General features: G+C 74.7%; 9 protein-coding genes. All 9 read left to right on the top strand.

Features of this window, described 5'->3' with window-relative positions:
- The first annotated feature begins 18 nt into the window (after positions 1-18).
- Positions 19-1809 carry a heme o synthase gene (locus RB146_01745; protein MDQ7827704.1) on the top strand — a complete coding sequence of 597 codons (1791 nt, stop codon included), beginning with the start codon at positions 19-21 and terminating at the stop codon, positions 1807-1809.
- 107 nt (positions 1810-1916) lie between these two features.
- Complete coding sequence (locus tag RB146_01750; GenBank protein ID MDQ7827705.1) at positions 1917-3098, top strand: CoA transferase; 1182 nt, start codon at positions 1917-1919, stop codon at positions 3096-3098.
- Positions 3098-3970 carry an ABC transporter ATP-binding protein gene (locus RB146_01755; protein ID MDQ7827706.1) on the top strand — a complete coding sequence of 291 codons (873 nt, stop codon included), beginning with the start codon at positions 3098-3100 and terminating at the stop codon, positions 3968-3970. The genes RB146_01750 and RB146_01755 overlap by 1 nt, the downstream gene beginning before the upstream one ends.
- Before the next feature lie 76 nt (positions 3971-4046).
- Positions 4047-4784, top strand: coding sequence for an ABC transporter permease (locus RB146_01760; protein MDQ7827707.1), 738 nt, complete (start codon positions 4047-4049; stop codon positions 4782-4784).
- 65 nt (positions 4785-4849) lie between these two features.
- Positions 4850-5896, top strand: coding sequence for an ABC transporter substrate-binding protein (locus tag RB146_01765; GenBank protein MDQ7827708.1), 1047 nt, complete (start codon positions 4850-4852; stop codon positions 5894-5896).
- Between the two features lie 34 nt (positions 5897-5930).
- A complete protein-coding gene (locus RB146_01770) occupies positions 5931-6827 on the top strand; it encodes a hydroxymethylglutaryl-CoA lyase (GenBank protein MDQ7827709.1) in 897 nt (298 codons plus the stop codon).
- A 4-nt stretch (positions 6828-6831) separates the two neighbouring features.
- Entirely contained in the window at positions 6832-8112 is a 1281-nt protein-coding gene (locus RB146_01775; protein ID MDQ7827710.1) for a 3-isopropylmalate dehydratase large subunit, read from the top strand.
- Entirely contained in the window at positions 8109-8624 is a 516-nt protein-coding gene (locus RB146_01780) for a 3-isopropylmalate dehydratase small subunit (protein MDQ7827711.1), read from the top strand. Before RB146_01775 ends, RB146_01780 begins: the two co-directional genes overlap by 4 nt.
- 114 nt (positions 8625-8738) lie before the next feature.
- Positions 8739-9307 (top strand): response regulator transcription factor (locus RB146_01785; protein ID MDQ7827712.1); only part of this gene is annotated, 569 nt, incomplete at its 3' end.

Raw genomic sequence — 9307 nt, forward strand, 5'->3', positions numbered from 1 at the left:
CTGCTACAGTAGTAGCCGATGCACCGTCTCCTCCGCACCACGGCGTGGGCAGTGGGGCTCACGCTGCTCCTCATCGTCCTGGGCGGGATCGTGCGCGTGACCGGGGCCGGACTGGCCTGTCCCGACTGGCCGCTCTGCCACGGCCGCCTCGTCCCGCCGCTCGAGGACCTCGTCCTCGTCGAGTACGGGCATCGCCTGCTCGCCTCGGTGGTCGGCCTGCTGACCGTGTTCCTCGTCGTGCAGGCGCGCCGCGCCCGCCCCGGCCCGGCGGTAGGCCGCGCCGCTGCGGCGGCGCTCCTCCTCCTGGTCGTCCAGGTGCTGCTCGGCGGGCTCACGGTGCACGTGCGCCTGGTGCCGGCGGTGGTGGCTGCCCACCTCGGGACGGCGATGCTCTTCCTGGCGGCCCTGCTCGTCCTGGGCGCGAGCGCCTATCGCGCTCTGCGGCCGTTGGACCAGGGAGCGCCGCCGGGGCTGGGCACGCTGGCCGCCGTGACCACCGGGCTGGCCTTCGGCCAGATCCTGCTCGGCGGCTACCTCAGCACGAGCGGCGCGGCGCTGGCCTGTCCCGACTTCCCCCTCTGCCGCGGGTCGCTCCTCCCTCCCGGCGGCGGGCCGGTCCTCGTCCACTGGGTCCACCGGCTGGGAGCCGCGCTCCTGGCGCTGGCCGCGGCCCTGCTGGCCGCCCGCGCCCGAGGGGCCGCGCGGCCGCTGCGCCGCCTGGCCGCGCTGGTCATGCTGCTCGTGATCGTGCAGATCGCGCTGGGAGCCCTCAACGTCCTCACGCGCGTGGCCCCCCCGGTGACGGTGCTCCACCTGCTCACGGCGGCCCTGCTCTTCGGGACCTTGGCCCTCCTCACGACAGCGGCGTTCGGCACCACGGTCGAGCCGGTGGCCCGTCCAGGCCGCCTCACCTCCCCGGGCGAGCCCGCCCCGGCGGGCGTGGCGGCGTGGCGCCGGGTCGCCACCGACTATGTGGCGCTCACCAAGCCCCGCATCGTCCTCCTGCTGCTGGCCACCACCGTCGCCGCGATGGTCGTGGCCGCCGGCGGCTGGCTCTCCCCCGCGCTGCTGGTCTACACGCTGCTCGGGGGCACGCTGGCGGCCGGGGCGGCGAACGCCATCAACTGCTACTGGGACCGGGACATCGACGCGGTGATGGCGCGCACCCGCCGCCGCCCCGTCCCGGCGGGGCGCGTGGCGCCGCGGCGGGCGCTGGCCTTCGGGGCCGTCCTGGCCGTGCTGGCGGTGGCCGTGCTCGGCGGGCTGGTGAACTGGCTGAGCGCGGCCCTCGCGCTGGCCGGTCTGCTCTTCTACGTCCTCGTCTACACGATGTGGCTGAAGCGCACCACGCCGCAGAACATCGTCATCGGCGGTGCGGCCGGGGCGGTGCCGCCGCTCGTGGGCTGGGCGGCGGTGACCGGGCGGGTGGAGGTCCCGGCCCTGCTCCTCTTCCTCATCGTCTTCCTGTGGACCCCGCCGCACTTCTGGGCGCTGGCCCTGCAGCGGCGGCAGGAGTACGCGGCCGCCGGGGTGCCGATGCTGCCGGTGGTCGCCGGCGAGGCGGCCACCCGCCGGCAGATCTTCGCCTACACGGTGGCCCTTGTGGCCTCGACGCTCCTCCTCGTGCCCTTCGGAGGCGCGGGCGGGCTCTACCTGGCCGCGGCGGTGCTGCTCGGCGCCGGCTTCCTCCGCCTGGCCCTGGCCGTCCTGCGCGAGGGGAGCGCGCGGGCCGCCGGAGGGCTGTTCGGCTACTCCATCGTCTACCTGGTCCTGCTGCTCGCCGCGCTCATGGTGGACCGGCTGGTGTGAGCGAGGCGGCGCGCGACCGACCCCCGGGCCCCGGCCCCGTCCCGCCCGATCCGGCGGCTGGCGGCCCCGCGGGGGGCGATCCCGCGCCGGAGGGCACCACCCAGCCTCTGGCCGGCGTCCGTGTGCTGGAGCTGGCCTCGTTCATCGCCGGGCCGTTCTGCGCCATGCTGCTGGCCGACTTCGGCGCGGAGGTGGTCAAGGCCGAGCCGCCCGGCGAGGGGGACCCGATGCGCCAGTGGGGCGTCCACCTGGACGAGGGGCGCTCGCTGTGGTGGCCGGTCATCGGCCGGAACAAGAAGTCGGTCACCCTGGACCTGCGCGTGCCCCGCGGTCAGGCGCTGGCGCGGGCGCTGGCCCAGTGCGTGGACATCCTGGTGGAGAACTTCCGCCCGGGGACGCTGGAGCGGTGGGGACTGGCGCCGGAGGTCCTGCACGCCCTCCACCCGGGGCTGGTGATCGTGCGCATCTCCGGCTTCGGCCAGACCGGGCCCTACCGCCACCGCGCGGGGTTCGGCAGCGTGGCCGAGGCGATGGGCGGGCTGCGCTACCTCACCGGGGACCCCGACCGCCCGCCGGTGCGGGTGGGGCTCAGCATCGGCGACACGCTGGCCGGCCTCTTCGCCGCCTACGGGGCGGTGGTGGCGCTGCGCGAACGCGAGGCGCGCGGCCGCGGGCGCGTGGTGGAGCTCGGGATCACCGACGCGGTGGTGGCGGTGCTCGAGTCGGTCCTCACCGAGTACAGCCGCCTCGGCGTCGTCCGCGAGCGCACCGGCAACATCCTCCCCGGTATTGCGCCGAGCAACCTCTACCCCACGGCGGACGGGAGCTGGGTGGTGATCGGCGCCAACGCGGATTCGGTCTTCGCCCGCCTGTGCCGGGCGATGGGGCGGCCGGAGCTGGCCCAGGACCCGCGCTACGCCACCCACACCGCCCGCGGCCAGCGCCAGCAGGAGCTGGACGAGCTGGTGGCCGCCTGGACGCGCACCCTGCCGCGGGCGGCGCTGCTGGCCTCGCTGGAGGAGCACGGGGTGCCCGCCGGGCCGGTCTACACCGCTGCCGACGTGGCCCACGACCCGCACTACCGCGCCCGGGGCACCGTGCGCGAGGTGCAGGACCCCGCCTTCGGCCGGCTGCTCATGCAGGGCCCCGTGCCCTTCTTCGACGGCGGGGGCGGGGCCATCCGCTGGACCGGACCGCCGCTGGGGGCGCACAACGAGGAGATCTACGGCGGCTGGCTGGGGCTCAGCGGGGAGGAGCTGCGCGCGCTGCGCGACGAAGGGGTGATCTGATGCCCCACCTCCCCGCCGACGCCGCCACCACCGCCCCGGCCCTGCCCCGGGCTGCCACGGCCGCGGCGGCGGCCGTGGCGTTCCTCGACGTGCGCAAGACCTTCCCCATCCCCGGCGGCGGGCGGTACACGGCGCTGGAGGGGGTGACCCTCGCCGTCGCGCCGGGAGAGTTCGTGGCCATCGTCGGCCCCACCGGCGGGGGGAAGTCCACGCTGCTCAACCTGGCCGCCGGCCTGCTCGCCCCGGACGCCGGGGAGGTGCGGGTCTTCGACGTCCCGCTGCGCGGGCTCAACCGCTCCGCCACCTACCTCTTCCAGCAGGACGTCCTGTTGCCGTGGAAGACCGCCGAGGAGAACGTCATGCTCGGCCTGCTCTTCCGCCGCCGCCCCGCCGCGCAGTGCCGGGGGCTGGCCCGGGAGTGGCTGGCGCGCGTGGGCCTGCGCGGCTTCGAGAACCGCTACCCCCACCAGCTCTCCGGGGGTATGCGCAAGCGCGTGGCCTTGGCCCAGACCCTCATCGTCGACCCCGAGATCCTCCTGATGGACGAGCCCTTCGGCTCGCTGGACGTGCAGACGCGGCAGATCATGGAGAACGACCTGCTGCGCCTCTGGGCGGAGTGCCGCAAGACGGTGCTCTTCGTCACCCACGACCTGGAAGAGGCCATCGCCCTCAGCGACCGGGTGGTGGTGCTGAGCAGCGGGCCGGCCGCCCGGGTGATCGGGTCCTACCCGGTGCCGCTGCCGCGGCCGCGGGACGTGGCGGCGATCCGGCTGGAGGAGGCCTTCGTGGAGATCTACCGCACCATCTGGCACCAGCTCCACGCCGAGGTGCGGCGGGCCTACGCGCGGCAGGCCGGGGAGGGGACGGGGTGACGGTCCCGGCGCCGTCCGCCGGCGTGCGGGAGCACCGACGGTGAGCCCGCCCGTCCAGCGCGTCTGGCAGGCCGGGGTGCTGCTGGCGGGGCTCGTGGGGTGGGAGGCGCTCTCCCGGGCCGGGGTGCTCGACCCCTTCTTCTTCAGCCGGCCCTCCAGCGTGGCGGCGCGCATCGTCCAGTGGTTCGCCAGCGGGACCATCTACCGCCACATCGCCGTGACGACCCAGGAGACGGTCCTGGCCTTCCTCGCGGGCAGCGTGCTCGGGGTGGCGGTGGGCTTCCTCTTCGCCCGCCTGCCGGCGGTCTCGCAGGTCTTCGACCCCTACGTGAAGGTGGCCAACGCCATGCCGCGCATCGTGCTGGCGCCCATCTTCACCCTCTGGTTCGGCCTGGGCATCCTCTCCAAGGTGGCCTTCGGCGTCACGCTGGTCTTCTTCATCGTCTTCTTCAACACGTACCAGGGCGTGCTGGAGGTCGACCGCAACGTCCTCAACAACGCCCGCATGCTGGGGGCCAGCGAGCGCGACCTCTTCCGCCACGTCCTCCTCCCCTCCGCGCTCACCTGGATCCTGGCCAGCCTGCACACCAGCGTGGGGCTGGCCCTGGTGGGCGCGGTGGTGGGGGAGTACCTGGGCTCGGCGCGCGGGCTGGGCTACCTGATCGCCCAGGCGGAGGGGCTACTGGACACGACGGGGGTCTTTGCGGGGATCGTCGTCCTCTCCGCCTTCGTCCTGCTCATCGACGGCGTGGTGACGCTCATCGAGCGGCGGCTGCTGGTGTGGAAGCCGCAGCGGGCGGTGGAGGGGCGGTAGCCTTATGCTGATTAGGATGCGAGCGGTGGGTTTGGCGTGAGCAGATCGACCGCCAGAGGGAGGCGATGACGATGGTGCGACGGGTGCTGATGGCAGTGGTCCTGGCGGCCATGCTGACCGCCCCGGCCCTCTCCCAGGGGGCGGTGGCGCCGGAGAAGCCCCGCGTGGTCCTGGCCGTCGGCGGGGCGGAGGCCCTCGTCTACCTGCCCGTGAACGTGGCCTGGCGTCTCGACTACTTCCGCCAGGCCGGGCTCCAGGTGGACCTGCAGAACTTCGCCGGCGGCGGGCAGGCGCTGCGGGCGCTGGTGGGCGGCAGCGCCGACATGGTCAGCGGCTTCTACGACCACACCATCCAGATGCAGGCGCAGGGGCGCAAGATCAAGGCCGTGGTCATGCAGCAGCGCTATCCCGGGCTCGTGCTGGCCGTGGCCAGGCACGCCGCCGACGGCGGAGTGCGCACCCTGGCCGACCTGCGCGGCAAGGAGATCGGCGTCACCGCCCCCGGTTCCTCCACCCACTTCTTCGTCAACTACCTGATGACCAAGGTGGGGATCGGCCTGGACGAGTTCAGCGTCCTCGGCATCGGCGCCGGGGCCACCGCCGTGGCCGCGGTGCGGGCGCGGCAGGTGGACGCCCTCAGCAACGTCGACCCCACCATCACCACGCTCCAGGCCGCGGGCGACCTGGGGCCCATCCTGGCCGACACCCGCACCACCACCGGGACGCTGCGCGTCTTCGGCGGGCCGTACCCAGCGGCGTGCCTCTACACCAGCGAGGAGTTCATCCAGCGCTACCCCAACACGGTCCAGGCGATGGTCACGGCCATGGTCCGGGCGCTGCAGTGGATCCGCAGCCGCAAGGTGGAGGAGATCGTGGCCCTCATGCCGCCCGAGTACTACCAGGGCAACCGCGACCTCTACACGCGCGCGGTGCGCAACATGCTGGAGTCCTACTCGCTGGACGGGCGGATCTCGCCGGCCGGCCCGCCCAGCGTCATGGCGGTGCTGGGCGCCTTCGACCCCAACGTCCGCCGGGCCACCATCAGCCTGGCCGAGACCTACGACATGCGCTTCGTGGAGGCGGCCCTGCGGCAGCTGCGCGGCAGCCGGTAGGCGCCGCCGCCGAGCGGGCGGCGCGGAGGAGGGTGTGGCCGACGTCACCATCGTCGACGTCGCCCCGCGGGACGGGCTGCAGAACGAGCCGCGCCCCCTGGGGGTGGCGGAGCGCGTCGAGCTGATCCGGCAGCTGGCCGCCGCCGGGGTGCCGCGCGTCGAGGTGGGCGCCTTCGTCAGCCCGCAGCGGGTGCCCCAGATGGCCGGCACCGAGGCGGTCTGTGCCGCGCTACCGCCCGGGCCGGCCTACACCGCGCTTGTCCCCAACCTGCGCGGCTACGAGCGGGCCCGTCCCACCGGGCTGCGCCACCTGCGCCTGGTGGTGGCCGCCAGCGAGACCTTCAACCGGCGCAACACCCGCACCACCATTGATGCCGCGCTCGACGACTTCGCCCGCATCGCCGAACGGGCGCGGGCCGACGGGATCGCGCTGGGCGGGGCGGTGGCCACCGCCTTCGGCTGCCCCTATGAAGGGCCGGTGCCGCCAGCGGCGGTGCGCCGGGTGGTGGCGGCCCTGGTGCGGCTCGGGGTGGACGAGGTGGTGCTGGCGGACACCATCGGCGTGGCCGTCCCGACCCAGGTGGCGGGCCTGCTCCGGGAGGTCGGGCGCGACCTCCCGCCGGGTGTCCCGTTGGGCATCCACCTGCACAACACGCGCAACACCGGGTTCGCCAACGCCTACGCCGCCCTCACCGAGGGCGTGCGCCTCTTCGACGCCGCCCTCGGCGGCATCGGCGGCTGCCCCTTCGCCCCGCGTGCCACCGGCAACATCGCCACCGAGGACCTGGTGTACATGTTCGAGCGCATGGGGGTCCGCACCGGGATCGACCTGGCGGCGCTGCTGCGGGCGGTGGCCTGGCTGGAGGAGGCGCTGGGGCATCCCGTCCCGGGGCTCGTGGCCAAGGCCGGCCCGGCGGCCGTTCCGGCCTGACGCCGTGGGCCAGACCATCGCCGAGCAGATCCTGGCCGCACACGCCGGCCGCGACGTCGTGCGCCCGGGAGAGTTCGTCACCGTGCGGGTCGACCTGGTGATGACCAACGACCTGATGGGCCCGCCGGTCTTCGCCCAGCTCCGCCGCCTGGGGGTCAGCCGCGTCTTCGACCCCGCGCGCGTGGCCGTCGTCCCCGACCACGTCGTGCCCGCCCGCGACCTGGCCGCCGCGGCGCTCATGCAGGAGGTGCGCCGCTTCGTCCGGGAGCAGGGGATCCCGCACTTCTGGGAGGTCGGCGAGACCGGCATCGAGCACACCCTGCTGCCGGAGCAGGGCCTGGTGGCGCCGGGGGACCTGATCGTCGGCAGCGACTCCCACACCTGCACCTACGGGGCCTTCAGCGCCTACGGGTACGGGCTGGGGGCCACCGACGTCGCCGCCGTGCTGGCCACGGGGGAGACCTGGGTGCGCGTCCCGGAGACGATCCGCGTCGTCCTGCGCGGGCCCACGGCGCCCTGCGTCACCGGCAAGGACGTGATCCTGGAGGTGATCCGCCGCCTCGGCGTGGCCGGCGGGACGCTGAAGTGCCTGGAGTTCGCGGGGGACGTGGGGGCGCTCAACGTGGACGAGCGCATGGCCGTCGCCAACATGGCGGTGGAGGCCGGCGCCGAGTGCGGCCTCTTCCCCACCGACGAGATCCTCATGGCCTGGCTGGCGCCGCGCCTGGCGCGTCCCTACCGCCCGATGCGCAGCGACCCCGACGCCGAGGTGGAGCGCGAGGAGACGCTCGACCTGGCCGCGCTCGAGCCGCTGGTGGCTGCGCCGTTCTCCCCCGGCAACGTCCACCCGGTGAGCGCGCTGGCGCGCCGCGGCATCCGCGTCGACCAGGTCTACCTGGGCAACTGCGCCAACGGCACGCTCACTGACCTGCGCCAGGCGGCGGCGGTCCTGCGCGGCCGGCGCGTGGCCCGCGGCGTGCGCATGATCGTCGTGCCGGCCACCCCGACGATCCAGCGCCAGGCCGTGCGCGAGGGACTCGTGGAGACCTTTCTGGCGGCGGGCGCGGTGGTCGCCACCCCGACCTGCGGGGCGTGTGCAGGCCTCCACCTCGGTGTGCTGGGCGAGGGCGAGGTGTGCGTCTCCACCACCAACCGCAACTTCCGCGGCCGCATGGGGCACCGCACCGCCGAGGTCTACCTGGCCAACGCCTACGTGGCCGCGGCCAGCGCGGTGGCCGGCGGGCTGGCCGACCCGCGTGCGGTGGGGGTGGGGGTGGCCGGGTGATCCTGCGCGGGCGCGCCCACCGCTACGGGGACCACATCGACACCGACGTGATCATCCCCGCCCGCTACTGCCACACCATCGATCCGGCGGTGCTGGGCCGCCACTGCCTGGAGGACCTCGACCCGGCGTTCGTGCACAAGGTGCGCCCCGGCGACCTCGTGGTGGCGGGGGAGAACTTCGGCTGCGGCTCCTCGCGGGAGCACGCCCCGGTGGCGCTGCGCGGTGCGGGTGTGGCCGCGGTCATCGCCCGCTCCTTTGCCCGCATCTTCTTCCGCAACGCCATCAACCTGGGGCTGCCCATCCTGGTGGCCCCCGACGCCGTCGAGGCCATCCGGGACGGGGACGAGGTGGAGGTGGACCTGGCCCGCGGGACGATCCGGGTGGGCGAGCGGACCTTCCAGGCGCAGCCCTTCCCCGAGGCGCTGCAGGCGATCATCCGCGACGGCGGGCTCATCCCGCACCTGCAGCGGCGCCTGGGGCTGGACGCGATCGCGACGCCGGACCGAGACTAGGCCGGTCTGGCCGCCACGCCGGCCCGCGGGGAGTCCCCCACACCGGCCCGCGGGGAACCCCCCCAACCCCGGCCCCCGGGCGTCCTGCGCCGCCCTGCTACACTGTTGCGGGCCATGGGCACCCGCGTCCACCTCGCCGTGAACGGCGCCCTCCTGCGGGAGGGGCTGGCCGCCCTCCTGCGCGACCTCGGGTGCGAGCCGGTCGGGGACCCGGAGGCCGCCGACGTCGTCCTGACCGCGGTCGGGGTCCCCGGGGAGGAGGGACTCGACTACCTGCGGGAGGCCGACCACCCGCGCGTCCTGGCGGTCGGCGGCGGAGTGCAGGTGCTGCTCGCCGCCCTGCAGCTGGGCGCGCGGGGGTGCCTGCCGCTCAGCGCCCAGCCCCAGGAGATGGCCCAGGCGGTAGCGGCCGTGACCCGGGGGGAGGCCTACATCCATCCCTCCCTGGCCGAGGCGGTCCTGGCCAACTACCGGCAGCGCGTGGACGGGCGGGAAGCGCCCGCCGTGCTGACGCCGCGGGAGCGCGAGGTGCTGGTGCTGCTGGCGGAGGGGTACACCAACCGGGCCATCGCCGAGCGACTCCACCTGAGCGTGCGCACGGTGGAGAGCCACCGCGCCAGCATCATGGCCAAGCTGGACGCCGACAGCCTGGCCGACCTGATCTTCGCCGCCATCCGCATGGG

The organism is Armatimonadota bacterium, from assembly GCA_031081585.1.
GTDB lineage: Bacteria > Sysuimicrobiota > Sysuimicrobiia > Sysuimicrobiales > Humicultoraceae > Geohabitans > Geohabitans tengchongensis.

Bases quoted from the DNA above. Each gene is read 5' to 3' on its own strand.
- RB146_01745 (MDQ7827704.1), top strand. From the start codon at position 19: ATGCACCGTCTCCTCCGCACCACGGCGTGGGCAGTGGGGCTCACGCTG.
- RB146_01755 (MDQ7827706.1), top strand. From the start codon at position 3,098: ATGCCCCACCTCCCCGCCGACGCCGCCACCACCGCCCCGGCCCTGCCC.
- RB146_01765 (MDQ7827708.1), top strand. From the start codon at position 4,850: ATGACGATGGTGCGACGGGTGCTGATGGCAGTGGTCCTGGCGGCCATG.